The following is a 16,056-nucleotide window of genomic DNA, read 5'->3' on the forward strand; positions in this document are numbered from 1 at the left end:
TTTGTTCAAGGGGGGTTCTTATGATGCACTGTCCACTATGCGGTCACGTGGCCCACACTCGCTCCAGTCGCTATCTGAGCGAGTCGACCAAAGAGCGTTACCATCAATGCCGCAACATCAACTGCAGCTGCACGTTCGCCACGCACGAATCCGTTGCACGGGTGATCGTCAAGCCCGGCGATGACATTGTCCCGGCGCAGCCGCACCCGCCGGAGAATCAGCATAAACAAAGCGCCGCCGCGCTGTAATGCAAAAAGCCTGCTGATGCAGGCTTTTTAATGTCGCTACAACGTGGCCAAATCTCGCAAATGCAACGCAGCCGGATTTTCAGATAAAAAAAGGGGTTGGCATAGGCCAACCCCTGATAACTATTAACTTTTGGATGCAGCGTTAGTTAACGCGGTTCAGACGCTCTTTGATACGAGCAGCCTTACCAGTACGTTCACGCAGGTAGTACAGTTTAGCTTTACGAACGGCACCACGACGTTTAACAGTAATGCTGTCGATTACTGGGGAGTGAGTCTGGAATACGCGCTCAACACCTTCGCCGTTGGAAATCTTACGAACAGTGAATGCAGAGTGCAGACCGCGGTTACGGATAGCGATAACCACGCCCTCGAATGCCTGCAGACGTTTTTTGCTACCTTCAACGACCCATACCTTCACTTCCACGGAATCACCCGGACGGAATGCAGGTACGTCTTGTTTCATCTGCTCTTGTTCAAGTTGCTTAATAATGTTGCTCATAATATGTCTCTTACCCTAGGTAAACTGATATATCGGTCCCGTCTGATGTCAGACGTTTCCTTCATAGTCCTGTTGCCTGGCCTGATGTTCCCGTTGGAACTCAGCCAGCAACACCGCTTGCTCGTCAGTCAGAGCTAGGCTTTCTAGAAGTTCAGGTCTTCTAAGCCAGGTTCGGCCCAGCGACTGCTTTAAGCGCCAGCGACGTATCTCGGCATGGTTGCCCGACAGTAGAACCGGCGGTACTTCCATCCCTTCCAACACCTCTGGGCGGGTATAGTGCGGGCAGTCCAGCAATCCGTCGGCGAAGGAGTCTTCCTCCGCTGAGGCCTGATGGCCCAGCACACCCGGTATGAAACGGGCGACTGAATCAATCAGGGTCATCGCCGGCAGTTCCCCGCCGCTGAGAACGTAATCGCCGATTGACCACTCTTCGTCAATTTCGGTTTGGATTACGCGCTCATCTATCCCTTCGTAACGGCCGCACACCAGAATCATCTTCTGATTGGCCGCCAGTTCGCATACGCCGGTTTGATCCAGCTTGCGCCCCTGAGGTGACAGATAAATCACCTTTGCTCCCTCGCCTGCCGCTGCTTTCGCCGCATGAATGGCTTCCCGTAAAGGTTGCACCATCATCAGCATTCCCGGGCCGCCGCCATAAGGGCGATCGTCCACGGTGCGATGCCGGTCGTAGGTGAAGTCGCGAGGACTCCAACACTGCACGCTCAGCAGGCCATTTTTTACTGCCCGGCCAGTCACCCCGTAATCGGTGATAGCGCGGAACATCTCAGGAAACAGGCTTACAATACCGATGAACACAAGCCAATCCCCTTACCGTTATTCCACTTGCTTCGACCGTTTGATCCGGGGGTCAAAAACCAGGATCCCAATCTGCCTCAATCACGCGGGCAGTGAGATCGACTTTCTTGATAACCTGCCCATGAAGAAACGGAATCAACCGCTCCTTCATGCCGAACGCATCTTTCAGGTTCGCTTTCACAACCATCACATCGTTCGAGCCGGTTTCCATCATATCGATGACTTTACCCAGCTCGTAGCCGGCGGTGGTGACTACCTGGCAGCCCATCAGGTCTTTCCAGTAGTAATCGTCACCCTCCAGCGGAGGAAGTTGCTCAGAATCCACCATAATCTCGCGATTAGTCAGCAGATTCGCCGCGTCCCGATCGTCAATGCCTTTGACCTTGATGATCAGATCCTGACTGTGGCGCTTCCAGTCTTCCAACTCGATATGCTGCCACTGACCCGCCTGCTGGATAAACCACGGCTGATAGTCAAAAATGCTTTCGGCGTTCTCGGTGGATGAAAACACTCTGAGCCAACCACGAATGCCGTAAGCGGACCCCATTTTACCGAGTACAATCGGCTGCTTAGGCGCTACCGGTTTGAGTTGCTTGCTCATTGCCACCACCGCGACAGATTAAGCTGCTTTCTTAGCGTCTTTGATCAGCGCGTGAACGCGATCAGAAACGGTTGCACCCAGACCAACCCAGTGCTCGATGCGGTCCAGGTCCAGACGCAGTGCTTCAGCCTGACCGGAAGCGATCGGGTTGAAGAAGCCTACGCGCTCGATGAAACGACCATCACGAGCGTTGCGGCTGTCGGTCACTACTACTTGATAGAACGGACGCTTTTTAGCGCCGCCACGTGCCAAACGAATTGTTACCATAACATCCTCTTTAGTTAATAAAACAGCCGGGCCCCATTGAGGGACGGGGCCCGGTTGCAATATAAAAAGCCCGAAAATTTTACTCATTTTGGCGCAAAAAGCAATCTAAAGCGTCGATCGCAGGGGACAACTTTTGCAGCCTGTCAAATTTCGGGCGGTTTTCACCGCGAACGGCGAATGCTGAAAGCGCCCGCACTCGGCGTGCGGAGGCCCATCAGCGGCCTGGGAAGCCCGGCGGCATCATACCTTTCATGCCGCGCATCATCTTCGCCATACCGCCTTTCTTCATCTTCTTCATCATACGTTGCATTTCGTCGAACTGCTTCAGCAAGCGGTTGACGTCCTGCACCTGCATGCCGGCCCCCATCGCGATGCGGCGCTTGCGCGAGCCCTTGATGATTTCCGGTTTGGCGCGCTCTTTCAGCGTCATCGAGTTGATGATCGCCTCCATGCGCACCAGCACTTTATCGTCCATCTGCGACTTGACGTTGTCCGGCAGCTGGCCGGCGCCCGGCAGCTTGCTCAGCATGTTGGCCATGCCGCCCATGTTGCGCATCTGCTTGAGCTGCTCCAGGAAGTCGGTCAGATCGAAACCGTCACCCTTCTTCAGCTTGTTGGCCAACTTCTCCGCCTGCTCGCGGTCGACCTTGCTTTCGATATCTTCGATCAGCGACAGCACGTCGCCCATGCCCAGGATGCGCGATGCCACGCGATCCGGGTAGAACGGCTCCAGCGCTTCGGTCTTCTCGCCCACGCCGAGGAATTTGATCGGCTTGCCGGTGATATGACGGATGGACAGCGCGGCACCGCCGCGCGCGTCGCCGTCGACCTTGGTCAGCACCACGCCGGTCAGCGGCAGCGCTTCGTTAAACGCCTTGGCGGTATTGGCGGCGTCCTGGCCGGTCATGGCGTCGACCACGAACAGGGTTTCCACCGGCTTGATCGCCGCGTGCACCTGTTTGATCTCGTCCATCATCGCTTCGTCAACGTGCAAACGGCCGGCGGTATCGACGATCAGTACGTCGTAGAACTTCAGCTTGGCCTGTTGCAGCGCGCGATTGACGATGTCGATCGGTTTTTCTTTGACGTCAGACGGGAAGAAATCGATGCCGACGCCTTCCGCCAGCGTTTCCAGCTGTTTGATCGCCGCCGGGCGATAAACGTCCGCGGAAACCACCAACACTTTCTTCTTCTGTTTTTCTTTCAGGAATTTGCCGAGTTTACCGACGCTGGTGGTTTTACCGGCACCCTGCAGGCCCGCCATCAGCACCACCGCCGGCGGCTGGGCCGCCAGATTCAGCTCGGTGTTGACTTCGCCCATCGCGGCGATCAGCTCGCCTTTGACGATCTTGACGAACTCCTGCCCCGGCGTCAGGCTCTTGTTGACTTCATGGCCGACCGCGCTCTCTTTGACGCGGTTGATGAAGTCGCGCACCACCGGCAGCGCAACGTCCGCTTCCAGCAATGCCATGCGCACTTCACGCAGGGTTTCCTTGATATTCTCTTCGGTCAGCCGCCCGCGGCCGCTGATATTGCGCAACGTGCGCGACAGTCGATCGGTTAAATTTTCAAACATCGTCTCATGCTCAACGTGTAATGACAGGCCGCTCCGGCGACACAATTGCGCCGATGATAACACGAAGCGCGGCGGATCTCTGCCTCAGCGTTGGAGATAGGTTGGAGTGAAACGCGCGCAACGTTATACTGACACTCCAATTAACCACGCCGAAGCAAAATTAAACGCTATGCCAGTTTTCTCCATTGTGGCTTTGATGGCCTACCTGCTCAGCCTTGGACTGATCATTCCCAGCTTGTTGCGGAAGAACAGCGCATACCGTCGGCTTGCCCTCGTCTCGGCGGTGGTGGCGCTGATTTGCCATGCCATCGCGCTGCAGCAGCGCATCTTTGACGTCAGCGCCGGGCAGAATCTCAGCCTGCTGAACATTGGCTCCATCGTCAGCCTGATCATCTGCTCGGTGATGACCTTCGTCGCCTCGCGCGACCGCGGCTGGTTCCTGCTGCCGATCGTCTACAGCTTCGCGATGATCAACCTGGCCTTCGCCAGCTTCATGCCCGGCGAGTTCATCACTCACCTGGAAGCCAGCCCGGAACTGATGGTGCATATCGGCCTGGCGCTGTTCTCTTACGCTACCCTGATCATCGCCGCGCTCTACGCCTTGCAGCTCGCCTGGCTCGATTACCTTCTGAAAAACAAGAAGTTGACCTTTAGCGCCGACATGCCGCCGCTGATGAGCATCGAGCGCAAGATGTTCCATATCACCCAGATCGGCGTGGTGCTGCTGACGCTCACCCTGTGCACCGGCTTGCTGTACATGGATAATCTGTTCAGCAAAGAGAACGTGCATAAAGCCGTGCTGTCGATCATGGCCTGGTTCGTGTATATCGTGCTGTTGTGGGGCCATTACCATGAAGGCTGGCGCGGCCGCCGCGTCGTCTGGTTCAGCTTCGCCGGCGCTTTCCTGCTGACGCTCGCCTACTTCGGCAGCCGTCTGATTCAGCAGGTGATGGTGCGCTAAGCCAGCCCGGCTCAATTCTCCCTCTCTATAAGGAATACTGCATTGGAGCATGTGTCGACGGGGACCCTCATCATTATCCTGGTGATCATGATCGTGGTCTCCGCTTACTTCTCCGCTTCCGAAACCGGCATGATGACGCTCAACCGTTATCGCCTGCGTCACCTGTCCAAACAGGGCAACCGCTCGGCGCGTCGGGTGGAGAAGCTGCTGCAAAAACCGGATCGGCTGATCGGCCTGGTGCTGATCGGCAACAACCTGGTCAACATCCTCGCCTCGGCGCTGGCGACCATCGTCGGCATGCGGCTGTATGGCGATCTCGGCGTGGCGATCGCGACCGGCATACTGACCTTCGCCGTGCTGCTGTTCGCCGAAGTGCTGCCAAAGACCTTCGCCGCCCTCTATCCGGAACGTATTGCCTTCCCCAGCAGCGTCCTGCTGGCCCCATTGCAAAAGGTGATGTTCCCGCTGGTCTGGCTGCTCAACGGCATCACCAGCCTGACCTTGCGCCTGTTCGGCATCCGCACCAACGTGCGCATCAGCGACGCCGTCAGCAAGGATGAACTGCGCACTATCGTGCGCGAATCCCAGTCGCAAATCTCCCGACGCAACCAGGACATGCTGATTTCGGTGCTGGATCTGGAAAAGGTGACGGTTAACGACATCATGGTGCCGCGCACCGAGATCGTCGGCATCGACGTCAACGACGACTGGAAGTCGATCATGCGCCAGCTGACCCACTCGCCGCACGGCCGCATCGTGCTGTATCGCAGCTCGCTGGACGACGCGATCGGCATGCTGCGCGTGCGCGAAGCCTACCGCCTGATGACCGAGAAAAAAGAGTTCAACAAAGAGAACCTGCTGCGCGCCGCCGATGAGATCTACTTCGTGCCTGAAGGCACGCCGCTCAACGTGCAGCTGGTGAAGTTCCAGCGCAACAAAGAGAAGGTCGGCATCGTGGTCGACGAGTACGGCGACATTCAGGGCCTGGTCACGGTAGAAGACATTCTCGAAGAGATCGTCGGCGACTTCACCACCTCGATGTCACCAACGTTGGCGGAAGAGGTCACGCCGCAGAGCGATGGCTCGGTCTTGATCGACGGTACCGCCAACGTGCGCGAACTGAACAAGGCCTTCAACTGGACCCTGCCGGCCAGCGAGGCCCGCACCGTCAACGGCATGCTGCTCGAAGAGCTGGAAGAGATCCCTGAAACCGGCACCCGGGTGCGTATCGGCCATTACGATATCGACATTCTCGACGTGCAGGGCAACATGATCAAACAGGTGCGAGTCACGCCGATCACCTCGCTGCAGTCCAGCGTCGGCCATCACTGACCGCCAGTCTGAAAGTAAAAAAGACGCGAAATCGCGTCTTTTTTTATCTCTGCGGGAAACTCGCGGCTAGATATGCAGTTCCTGCAGCTTCTCTTTCGGCAGCGCCAGCTCGTCGTTGTGGTTAACCACCACGTCGTTATCCAGGATGTGCTTGGCGATCTCCTGCGCTTCTTCCAGCGAGTGCATATGGTAAGTGCCGCACTGGTATTCGTTCAGCTCAGGGATTTTGCGCTGGTCGGTTACTTTCAGCACGTCGGCCATCGCCGCTTTCCACGCATCGGCTACGCGCTGCTCTTCCGGCACGCCGATCAGGCTCATGTAGAAACCGGTACGACAGCCCATCGGGGAGATGTCGATAATCTCCACGCCCTGGCCGTTCAGGTGGTCACGCATAAAGCCGGCGAACAGGTGCTCCAGCGTGTGAATGCCGCGCTCGGGCATCACTTCCAGGTTCGGGCGGCAAAAGCGCAGATCAAACACCGTGATGGTATCGCCATGAGGCGTTTTCATGGTTTTCGCAACGCGGACAGCCGGAGCTGCCATACGGGTATGATCGACGGTAAAGCTATCCAGCAATGGCATTTCGCTACCTCCTCGTAAAAGAGCATTTATTTCGAAACTTTTTTTCCTAACCGGGAAACCTTTTCCAACCCTGCGAGTCTGAGTATGTGAAAGACGCGCATTTGTTATCATCATCCCTGTCATCAGAGATGCATATTTGGCCACATTGATGTGGCCTTTTTCTTTTTCAGCTTCCGCCGTTTTGCTTCAGGAACGCTTCAAAGCTTAGCGTATCATTGGCTTCTATGTCGCGTTGGCGCTGCCACGAGGCTTCCCGCTCTTTATCCAGCTCGGCTTCGTTCAGGATTTCCAACGGCTCTTCCAGCAACGTCTTACGATACTGCTCCGCCAGCTGCAACCCGACGCGCCCAGTGCCTTCCGCCTTCATCGCCTTCAGAATGCGCGCAGAGAAGGTCAACTCAGGATCGTCGAACGCGGCAACCAGCTCATCACACACCTGCTGGTATTGACGGTTGCCGGCTTCGCCGTCCAACACTTCCGCCACCCGACGCAGATCGGCGAACAGCGCCTTACCCACTTTTTCGAGCGGTTCATGGCTGGCGCCACAGCCGATGCCGATGGTCTGGCCCGGCTTGCGCCCTTCCAGAATCACCCGGTTCCAGTTCTTGCGCGTGCACAGCAGTTCATCGCTGCTCATCTCCGGCGCATCGGCCAGCGCGCACCACACCAGGAACAGATCCAGGAAACGCGCCTGCACCGCGTCCACGCCGATTGGCGAGAACGGGTTGATATCCAGCGAACGCACTTCGATATATTCGATGCCGCCGCGCAGCAGCGCGTCCGACGGCGTCTCGCCGCTTTGGGTCACGCGCTTCGGCCGGATCGGCGCATACAGCTCGTTCTCGATTTGCAGCACGTTGCTGTTCAGCTGCAGGTAGCGATCGCCCTCTTTCACGCCCAGCTTGGCGAACTCTTCGGACGGCGTCGCGATCGCCCGCTTCAGACCGGCCACATAGCTGTGCAGATCGTTGAAGGTGATGCCCAAATTGCTCTGCGACTTGTTGGTGTAACCCAGGTCGCTCAGACGCAGCGAGGTGGCGTACGGCAGGTAGCACATCCCCTGCTCGGTGCGCTCGAACGGCAGATTGGTCTCACGCCCCTTGAGGAACGAAGAACAAATGGCCGGCGATGCGCCGAACAGATACGGGATCACCCAACCGAAACGGTAATAGTTGCGGATCAGGCGGAAATACCCCGCCGAGATCTGCTCTTTACCGCTTTCTGCGTCCTGCACGCCGGCCCAGGCCTGCCAAAACTCCAGCGGCAGCGAGAAGTTGTAGTGCACGCCGGAAATGGTCTGCATCAGCGCGCCGTAGCGATTCTTCAGCCCTTCGCGGTACAGCGTCTTCATGCGGCCAATGTTCGACGAACCGAACTGCGCCAGCTCGATATCCTGCTCGGCTTCAATAAAGCACGGCATGCTGAGCGGCCACATGCGCTCATCGCCGATATTGCGCGCCACGTAACGATGAATATCGCGCAGGAACGTCAGCAGGTGATCGATGTTGTCATCAACCGGCGTAATGAACTCTAACAGCGCTTCGGCGAAATCCGTGGTGATCCAGTGGTGCGTCAATGCCGCGCCCAGCTTTTCCGGGTGCCCGGTGGTCGCCAAGGTGCCGTTCGGCGTGACCCGCAGCGTTTCACGCTCGATGCCACGACGAATACCTTTTAATGCCTGGGGATGGGCTTCCAACCAAGAAAGCGCCTGTGATACGTCCGGGATCAAATTGACCTCCCGCTTCTAAAAACAATAACTCGTAAGCATACTGAATCCGCACCCGAGAGAATATTGAGTTATATTCACTTGGTTACTGCCACCAGGCGATGCCCTGTACCGTTATCATAGCCAAAACGATGTAACGCAGCGCCTTTCCGATACACAGAAACAGCGCGACAGAGCCCCAGGGCATGCGCAGCCAACCTGCCAACACGCACAACAAATCGCCCACCACCGGCACCCAGCTGAGCAGCAGCGCAGCCGGGCCGAAGCGTTGCAGCCACCCGAGCGCCGTTGCCAGCCCCCGCTGTGGTTTCAACGCCGGTAACAGGCGCCCGATAATGACATTGGTCAAGCCACCCAGCGTATTGCCCAGGGTCGCGGCCAGCACCAGCAACTCCGGCGAGACGCGACTCTGGGTCAGCAAGGCGACCAGAACGATTTCTGAATTTCCCGGCAGCAGCGTCGCACTGAGGAAGCTACTGCCAAATAACGATATTACGGCTAGCGTACTACTCACAGCGTGCGGACGTCTACCACAGCCATACCGGCACTTTTCGCCGCTTGAATGCCAAAATCGGCGTCTTCAAACACCACGCATTTTTCCGGCGGCACGCCGATCAGTTCGGCACAGCGCAAGAAGGTGTCCGGCTCCGGTTTGTGGCGCTGCACGTCGTCCGCACCGACGATCGCGTCGAAGCAGTTGAACAGGCCAAGATGACGCAGCAGCATTTCCGCCATGCGGTGCTCACTGCCGGTACCGACCGCCATCGGACGGCGGCCATGATAGGACTTCACCACCTCGATCAGCGGCAATGGGCGCACGCTGTCCAACAGCATCGCCTCCACCGCGCGGGTTTTCTCCGCGGCCAGGTGATGGGGATCGAGATCGGCCTGATGGCTGGCGATAATCGCCTGGGCGATGCGCCAGGTCGGTGAACCGCTCAGCGCCACCATGGCCGCTTCATCAAACGTCATGCCATAACGGGACAGCACTTCACGCCACGCTTTGCGGTGCGTTGGCTCGGTGTCCAGAATCGTGCCGTCCATGTCGAAAATAAGACCCTGATAGCGGTCGTACATCGTTACTCCATGATCGTTGAGGAAAGAAAACTACTTTAGCGTAAAGCCGTTGGGTTGTCGCTGACTGCGTCATAACGGAATGTGCTGTGCCCGATCGGGCGCAAAGGAGGACGGGGGAGAGAGAATGGCTAAATGCTGAAAAGCGAAAAACCCGCCGAAGCGGGTTTCTCTTAGATGGTGCATCCGGGAGGATTCGAACCTCCGACCGCTCGGTTCGTAGCCGAGTACTCTATCCAGCTGAGCTACGGATGCATTACTATTTTTACTGCTTGCCTGCTTCGCTAATGAAGCCAGACTTAAAGAATGGTGCATCCGGGAGGATTCGAACCTCCGACCGCTCGGTTCGTAGCCGAGTACTCTATCCAGCTGAGCTACGGATGCACAGTAATTCTTTGATACCCTATGGTACTTTGTTCCCAACTCTACCATACGGCTAATATGGTGCATCCGGGAGGATTCGAACCTCCGACCGCTCGGTTCGTAGCCGAGTACTCTATCCAGCTGAGCTACGGATGCAAATGGCGGTGAGGCGGGGATTCGAACCCCGGATGCAGCTTTTGACCGCATACTCCCTTAGCAGGGGAGCGCCTTCAGCCTCTCGGCCACCTCACCATACGCTTCTTTCGAATTGTGCCTAACTTGCTTTAGAGAAGCTCATCGGCACTGCGTGGCGCACATATTACTTTCTCCGACTTTTAAGTCAAACAATTTTTCCCAACTCATGCGCGTTTGCACAATTCGCACCCAACATGGGCGATTTCACGGCAAAAAGGGCGTTTTATCAACAGGCAACCGCAGCGTCTGTAGCAACAAAGCAGAAAACTAACCGGGAAAATAATCGCGAAAAAGAGAGGGGAAGAACGAAAGAAGTGGGTAAAACGATGCAGTAGCGTCTCGTCTGGCAACGAGACGCTGCTTCGGAATCAGTAAGTCGTCTGCTGAGACTTCTCTGCCTGAATGCGCTGATAGATTTCTTCACGGTGAACCGAAACCTCTTTGGGGGCGTTCACACCAATACGCACCTGGTTGCCTTTTACCCCTAGCACAGTGACCGTAACCTCATCGCCAATCATGAGGGTTTCACCAACTCGACGAGTCAGAATTAACATTCTTTGCTCCTTGAAAGATTAAAAGAGTCGGGTCTCTCAGTTTCCCCGTCATTATCCATCATATGTGGTGAAAACGTAAGCCGCGCAACCCACAATAAGTGTAAGCAGACTTGGTCCCACCTCAGATAATGGTAAGTTTAGCCGACCTGAAAAACTTTGTTCCCGCAATTGTAACTAAATTGTGTTAGCACAGTATGAAAACGCCATAATCAACAAAGTATTATGGCGTTTGTGCGTGCTATTTATTTATGTTCACAGCTTCGAGGCCACCCAGGCTTCTACGCTGTTTAACGCCGCTGGCAGGGCGTTGATATCCGTCCCCCCCGCCATCGCCATATCAGGGCGACCACCGCCCTTGCCGCCTACCTGCTGCGCCACGTTGCCAATCAACTCGCCGGCTTTCACGCGGTCAGTCAGATCCTTGGTCACGCCTGCAACCAGGCTGACTTTGTCATCAGCCGTCGTTGCCAACACGATGATGGCTGAACCCAATTGATTTTTCAGGTCATCCACCATGGTGCGCAGCATTTTGGCTTCGACATTGTCCAACTGGCTGACCAACAGCTTCACGCCGTTAACCACTTTTGCCTGGCTGGACAGCGACGCGCTTTCCTGCGCCGCCTGCTGATCTTTCAACTGCTGCAGTTCTTTTTCCAGCGCGCGGGTGCGATCGAGCACCGAGCGCACTTTATCGGTCAGGGTGTTGCTGTCGCCCTTAACCAGCTGCGCAACGTCTTGCAACAAATCGCTTTGCTGGTGCAGCGTGGCGATAGCGCCTGCGCCGGTCACCGCTTCAATACGACGGATGCCCGCCGCGGTGCCCGACTCGCTCAGAATACGGAACAGGCCAATATCGCCGGTGCGGCTGGCATGAGTACCGCCACACAGCTCGGTGGAGAAGTCGCCCATGGTCAGTACGCGCACGTTGTCATCGTACTTCTCGCCAAACAGCGCCATCGCGCCCTTCTCTTTGGCATCTTCCAACGCCATCAGCTCGGTCTGTACCGGCAGGTTACGACGCACCTGCTGGTTCACCAGATCTTCCACCGCGCGGATTTGCTCCGGCTTCATCGCTTCGAAGTGCGAGAAGTCGAAACGCAGATATTTGTCGTTAACCAGCGAGCCTTTCTGCGCGACGTGGTCACCCAACGTTTGGCGCAGCGCGGCGTGCAGCAAGTGAGTCGCGGAGTGGTTAAGACGGATGCTGTTGCGGCGCTCAGCGTCGATCTGCGCATCCAGGCGATCGTTCAGCTTCAGCGAGCCCTGCGCCAGTTTGCCCTGGTGGCCGATAGCCTGGCCGTATTTCTGGGTGTCGTTGACCACAAACTCTACGCCGGCGGCTTTCAGCACGCCTTTATCGCCGACCTGGCCGCCGGATTCACCGTAGAACGGCGTCTCATCCAGCACTACCACCGCCTCTTCGCCGGCGTTGATCCGATCGACCGGCTGGCCGTCGCGGAACAGCGCGATGACAGTTGCCTGCTGCTCGTCGTGATCGTAACCGCTGAACTGGCTGCTGCCGTCCACGCGGATCAGGCTGTTGTAGTCGGCGCCGAAACCGCTGGATTCGCGCGCACGGCAGCGCTGCGCTTCCATCGCTTCTTCAAAGCCCGCTTCATCGACTTTCAGACCGCGCTCGCGGCAGACGTCAGCGGTCAGATCGACCGGGAAGCCGTAGGTATCGTACAAACGGAAAGCGGTTTCGCCGTCCAGGGTATCGCCCTGCAGCTTGGCCAGCTCTTCGTCCAACAGCGCCAGGCCACGCTCCAGCGTGCGGGCAAACTGCTCCTCTTCGGTTTTCAGCACCTGCTCCACCAACGATTGCTGGCGTTTCAGTTCGTCGGCCGCCGGGCCCATCACTTCGATCAGTGGCGCCACCAGCTTGTAGAAGAAGGTGTCTTTCGCGCCCAGCATGTTGCCATGGCGGATCGCGCGACGAATGATGCGGCGCAGCACGTAGCCGCGGTTTTCGTTAGACGGGATCACGCCATCCGACACCAGGAAGGCGCAGGAACGGATGTGGTCGGCGATAACGCGCAGGGATTTGTTGTCCAGATCGGTTGCACCGGTCACTTTTGCCACGGCGGCGATCAGGGTACGGAACAGATCGATTTCGTAGTTGGAGTTCACATGCTGCAACACCGCCGCGATGCGCTCCAGGCCCATACCGGTATCCACCGAAGGTTTCGGCAGCGGCAGCATGGTGCCGTCGGACTGGCGGTTGAACTGCATGAAAACGATGTTCCAGATCTCGATGTAGCGGTCGCCGTCTTCTTCCGGGCTGCCAGGAGGGCCGCCCCAGATGTGATCGCCGTGATCGTAGAAAATCTCGGTGCACGGGCCGCATGGGCCGGTGTCGCCCATCTGCCAGAAGTTGTCGGAAGCGAAAGGCGCGCCCTTGTTGTCGCCGATGCGAATAATGCGCTCGGCCGGTACGCCGATTTGCTTCTGCCAGATGTCGAACGCTTCGTCATCGGTTTCATACACGGTGACCCACAGTCGCTCTTTCGGCAGGTTGAACCAGTTTTCACCGGTCAGCAGTTCCCACGCGTAGCTGATCGCGTCATGCTTGAAGTAATCGCCGAAGCTGAAGTTGCCCAGCATTTCAAAGAAGGTGTGGTGACGGGCGGTATAGCCGACGTTTTCCAGGTCATTGTGCTTGCCGCCTGCGCGCACGCAGCGCTGCGAGGTGGTGGCACGGGAATAGGCGCGTTTGTCCAGCCCCAGGAAAACATCCTTAAATTGGTTCATGCCGGCATTGGTAAACAGCAATGTCGGATCATTGTTAGGCACCAGGGAGCTGCTCGCTACAACCTGGTGACCCTTACTATGAAAGAAATCGAGAAACGCTTGACGGATCTCAGCGGTGCTCTTGCTCATAATTTTCCTGGAAAGGCTAGAATAACGACACGTGAGCCGGTGACGCGTCATCCCGACGATGACAACCAGCTCACGAACAAAAAGTGGGGATAAGATAAATTTTCTTCAGAGGGAAGTAAAACCCCGTGTGCGCTCATTGCGCAAAATCACGGTAAATTGACTGAATTTCTTCCTGGAAGAAGCCGCGATAGAGCAGATAGCGCTGCACTTTGGCTTTCTCTTTCCAATCGGTTGGCAACGCATCGCCAAATTTTCGCTGCGCCACCTGTTTCGCCTGTTCACACCAGTCGATGTCGCATTCTGCCAGCGCGTCCTGCACCAGCGCTTTGTCGACGCCCTTTTGCATCAGTTCACTGCGGATACGCTGCGCACCGTAACCTTTGCGGCTGCGGCTGCCGATGTAGCTGTGAGCGAAACGCTTATCGTCTAGCCAATTATGCTGGTAACAGTAGGCAATAACCTGCTCGATCAGCGCAGGATCCACCGGCTCTTCAGCCCCCGGCGATGATGCCGGCGCATGTGGCCCCCTGCCGCCAAAACGGGCTTTCGCCACAAACGGCTGCGCCGCAAGTTTGCGGCGCAGTTCAGCTTCACTATGATCGCGTTGCGACAGCAGGCGCATGGCGCGGCTTAGCAAGTCATTCATCATTCAAACCTGAATTTATGGGATATGCGCCACACAAACGGCGGCGAATATCTTCAGCGATTAGAACTGCTCGCTGGTTTCCGCTTCGTCGTCTTCGAAATCGTCACCGGAAGCGGCCACCAGTTCACCGCCGCTGTGCAGCAGCAGGTCACGCAGCTTCTTATCCAGCTCAGCGGCGATAGCCGGGTTTTCTTTCAGGAAGTTACAGGCATTCGCCTTGCCCTGACCGATCTTCTCGCCGTTATAGCTGTACCAGGCGCCGGCTTTTTCGATCATCTTGTGCTTCACGCCCAGATCGACCAGCTCGCCACGGCTGTTGATGCCTTCGCCGTACATGATTTGGAACTCAGCCTGCTTGAACGGCGCAGCGATTTTGTTCTTCACCACTTTCACGCGGGTTTCGCTGCCCACCACTTCGTCGCCCTCTTTAATGGCGCCGATGCGGCGGATATCCAGACGCACCGAAGCGTAGAACTTCAGGGCGTTACCGCCGGTCGTGGTTTCCGGGTTGCCGAACATCACACCAATTTTCATACGGATCTGGTTGATGAAGATCAGCAGGGTATTGGCGTTTTTCAGGTTGCCGGCCAGCTTACGCATCGCCTGGCTCATCATGCGTGCCGCCAGGCCCATGTGCGAATCGCCGATTTCACCTTCGATTTCCGCCTTCGGCGTCAGCGCCGCCACGGAGTCGACGATGATAACGTCAACCGCGCCGGAGCGAGTCAGCGCATCACAGATTTCCAGCGCCTGCTCGCCGGTGTCCGGCTGGGAGCACAGCAGGTTGTCGATATCGACGCCCAGCTTTTTCGCATAGATAGGATCCAGCGCGTGCTCGGCATCGATGAACGCACAGGTTTTGCCTTCGCGCTGCGCAGCGGCGATCACCTGCAGCGTCAGGGTAGTTTTACCAGAGGATTCCGGGCCGTAGATTTCGACGATACGGCCCATCGGCAGGCCGCCGGCGCCCAGAGCGATATCGAGTGACAGTGAGCCGGTGGAGATCGTTTCCACGTCCATGGAGCGGTCTTCACCCAGGCGCATGATGGAGCCTTTGCCGAACTGTTTCTCAATCTGGCCCAGTGCCGCAGCTAACGCCTTTTGCTTGTTCTCATCAATAGCCATTTTTGCTCCTTCGTTTCGCAATGCCGGTGTTACCCCACACTGCCACTGAATGTATGTTGTGCAGGAAATGTCACTAATTATACTGTATGGTCATACAGTATCAAGCCTAATTTACAAAAATTCATCGATGGCGGTTTGCAGCGCGAAAATCGTCGCCTGCAGCCGCACCGCGTCGCGGTCGCCCTCGAATTGCATCTTACGCGACAGCCCCCGGCCATCGCTGCCGGCGAAGCCGAACCACACGGTACCGACCGGCTTTTCCGCGCTGCCGCCGTCCGGGCCGGCGATGCCGCTCACCGATAGCGCCAGATCGGCCTGCGCCGCCCGCAGCGCCCCTATCGCCATCTCACGCACCACCTCTTCGCTGACCGCGCCGTGCGCCGCCAACGTGGCTTCGCGCACCCCTAGCAGGTCATGCTTCGCCGCATTGCTGTAGGTGACGAAACCGCGATCGAAATAGGCGGAGCTGCCGGCGATATCGGTAATGGCCTTGGCAATACCGCCGCCGGTGCAGGATTCCGCACAGGTGATCCAGCGGCCCTGTGCCTTCAGTTTTTCCCCCACCAGCACGCTGAGCCGGCGCAGTTGGTTTTCACTCATAACCTCTCCCT

The 16,056-nt window shown here is 57.1% G+C and carries 18 protein-coding genes and 4 tRNA genes; 4 read left to right on the top strand and 18 right to left on the bottom strand.

From position 1 onward, the window contains the following. Positions 1-20: 20 nt before the first annotated feature. Entirely contained in the window at positions 21-248 is a 228-nt protein-coding gene (locus WCL58_RS15460) for an ogr/Delta-like zinc finger family protein (protein ID WP_016929021.1), read from the top strand. Between the two features lie 142 nt (positions 249-390). Here the strand turns inward: WCL58_RS15460 and rplS are convergent, their stop codons facing one another. The 5 genes from rplS to ffh all read right to left on the bottom strand — a co-directional run bounded on the left by rplS (position 391) and on the right by ffh (position 4,007). Further along, a complete protein-coding gene (gene rplS / locus WCL58_RS15465; RefSeq protein WP_015376707.1) occupies positions 391-747 on the bottom strand; it encodes a 50S ribosomal protein L19 in 357 nt (118 codons plus the stop codon). Between the two features lie 48 nt (positions 748-795). Next, positions 796-1,563, bottom strand: coding sequence for a tRNA (guanosine(37)-N1)-methyltransferase TrmD (gene trmD, locus WCL58_RS15470; protein WP_004932485.1), 768 nt, complete (start codon positions 1,561-1,563; stop codon positions 796-798). Positions 1,564-1,615: 52 nt separating this feature from the next. Further along, entirely contained in the window at positions 1,616-2,164 is a 549-nt protein-coding gene (gene rimM, locus WCL58_RS15475; protein WP_019455135.1) for a ribosome maturation factor RimM, read from the bottom strand. A gap of 18 nt (positions 2,165-2,182) precedes the next feature. Further along, the gene (rpsP, locus tag WCL58_RS15480) at positions 2,183-2,431 is read right to left on the bottom strand and encodes a 30S ribosomal protein S16 (RefSeq protein WP_004932501.1); all 249 of its coding nucleotides are present in this window, start codon (positions 2,429-2,431) and stop codon (positions 2,183-2,185) included. Between the two features lie 214 nt (positions 2,432-2,645). Beyond that, positions 2,646-4,007, bottom strand: a complete 1,362-nt coding sequence (gene ffh, locus WCL58_RS15485; RefSeq protein ID WP_004932504.1) for a signal recognition particle protein — start codon at positions 4,005-4,007, stop codon at positions 2,646-2,648. Positions 4,008-4,176: 169 nt separating this feature from the next. On the opposite strand from ffh, the gene WCL58_RS15490 reads away from it, so the two are divergent. Together WCL58_RS15490 and WCL58_RS15495 are read left to right on the top strand one after the other, a co-directional pair. After that, the gene (locus WCL58_RS15490; RefSeq protein ID WP_004932506.1) at positions 4,177-4,968 is read left to right on the top strand and encodes a cytochrome C assembly family protein; all 792 of its coding nucleotides are present in this window, start codon (positions 4,177-4,179) and stop codon (positions 4,966-4,968) included. Between the two features lie 42 nt (positions 4,969-5,010). Further along, positions 5,011-6,300, top strand: coding sequence for an HlyC/CorC family transporter (locus WCL58_RS15495; protein WP_038871814.1), 1,290 nt, complete (start codon positions 5,011-5,013; stop codon positions 6,298-6,300). A gap of 66 nt (positions 6,301-6,366) precedes the next feature. On the opposite strand, the gene luxS is transcribed toward WCL58_RS15495, so the two are convergent. From luxS to alaS, 10 genes are all read right to left on the bottom strand, one after another. Further along, positions 6,367-6,882 (bottom strand): S-ribosylhomocysteine lyase, encoded by a 516-nt coding sequence (gene luxS / locus WCL58_RS15500; protein WP_019455133.1) that lies wholly within the window; start codon positions 6,880-6,882, stop codon positions 6,367-6,369. 166 nt (positions 6,883-7,048) lie between these two features. Beyond that, complete coding sequence (gshA, locus tag WCL58_RS15505) at positions 7,049-8,611, bottom strand: glutamate--cysteine ligase (protein WP_049273626.1); 1,563 nt, start codon at positions 8,609-8,611, stop codon at positions 7,049-7,051. An 82-nt stretch (positions 8,612-8,693) separates the two neighbouring features. Beyond that, a complete protein-coding gene (locus WCL58_RS15510; RefSeq protein WP_004932520.1) occupies positions 8,694-9,122 on the bottom strand; it encodes a YqaA family protein in 429 nt (142 codons plus the stop codon). Next, the gene (gene yqaB / locus WCL58_RS15515) at positions 9,119-9,685 is read right to left on the bottom strand and encodes a fructose-1-phosphate/6-phosphogluconate phosphatase (protein WP_033637176.1); all 567 of its coding nucleotides are present in this window, start codon (positions 9,683-9,685) and stop codon (positions 9,119-9,121) included. Before yqaB ends, WCL58_RS15510 begins: the two co-directional genes overlap by 4 nt. A gap of 175 nt (positions 9,686-9,860) precedes the next feature. Then, positions 9,861-9,937, bottom strand: a tRNA-Arg gene (locus WCL58_RS15520). A 52-nt stretch (positions 9,938-9,989) separates the two neighbouring features. After that, a tRNA-Arg gene (locus tag WCL58_RS15525) sits at positions 9,990-10,066 on the bottom strand. Positions 10,067-10,124: 58 nt separating this feature from the next. Then, positions 10,125-10,201: transfer RNA gene (locus WCL58_RS15530), tRNA-Arg, on the bottom strand. A gap of 3 nt (positions 10,202-10,204) precedes the next feature. Continuing rightward, a tRNA-Ser gene (locus tag WCL58_RS15535) sits at positions 10,205-10,297 on the bottom strand. A gap of 311 nt (positions 10,298-10,608) precedes the next feature. Continuing rightward, positions 10,609-10,794 (bottom strand): carbon storage regulator CsrA, encoded by a 186-nt coding sequence (gene csrA / locus WCL58_RS15540; protein WP_004091602.1) that lies wholly within the window; start codon positions 10,792-10,794, stop codon positions 10,609-10,611. A gap of 252 nt (positions 10,795-11,046) precedes the next feature. Then, positions 11,047-13,674 (bottom strand): alanine--tRNA ligase, encoded by a 2,628-nt coding sequence (gene alaS, locus WCL58_RS15545; RefSeq protein WP_336851348.1) that lies wholly within the window; start codon positions 13,672-13,674, stop codon positions 11,047-11,049. Here alaS and WCL58_RS15550 point away from each other — a divergent pair. Further along, positions 13,624-13,767 carry a hypothetical protein gene (locus WCL58_RS15550; RefSeq protein ID WP_162091232.1) on the top strand — a complete coding sequence of 48 codons (144 nt, stop codon included), beginning with the start codon at positions 13,624-13,626 and terminating at the stop codon, positions 13,765-13,767. The two genes, alaS and WCL58_RS15550, sit on opposite strands and share 51 nt — an antisense overlap. A 40-nt stretch (positions 13,768-13,807) precedes the next feature. Here WCL58_RS15550 and recX read toward each other — a convergent pair whose 3' ends face one another. From recX to pncC, 3 genes are all read right to left on the bottom strand, one after another. After that, positions 13,808-14,320 carry a recombination regulator RecX gene (gene recX, locus WCL58_RS15555; RefSeq protein ID WP_060440746.1) on the bottom strand — a complete coding sequence of 171 codons (513 nt, stop codon included), beginning with the start codon at positions 14,318-14,320 and terminating at the stop codon, positions 13,808-13,810. Positions 14,321-14,380: 60 nt separating this feature from the next. Further along, a complete protein-coding gene (gene recA, locus WCL58_RS15560; RefSeq protein ID WP_004932541.1) occupies positions 14,381-15,445 on the bottom strand; it encodes a recombinase RecA in 1,065 nt (354 codons plus the stop codon). 111 nt (positions 15,446-15,556) lie between these two features. Then, positions 15,557-16,045, bottom strand: a complete 489-nt coding sequence (gene pncC, locus WCL58_RS15565; protein ID WP_049272557.1) for a nicotinamide-nucleotide amidase — start codon at positions 16,043-16,045, stop codon at positions 15,557-15,559. Positions 16,046-16,056 lie beyond the last annotated feature (11 nt).

The organism is Serratia sp. TMDUHS_CL (assembly GCF_037137105.1).
GTDB lineage: Bacteria > Pseudomonadota > Gammaproteobacteria > Enterobacterales > Enterobacteriaceae > Serratia > Serratia nevei.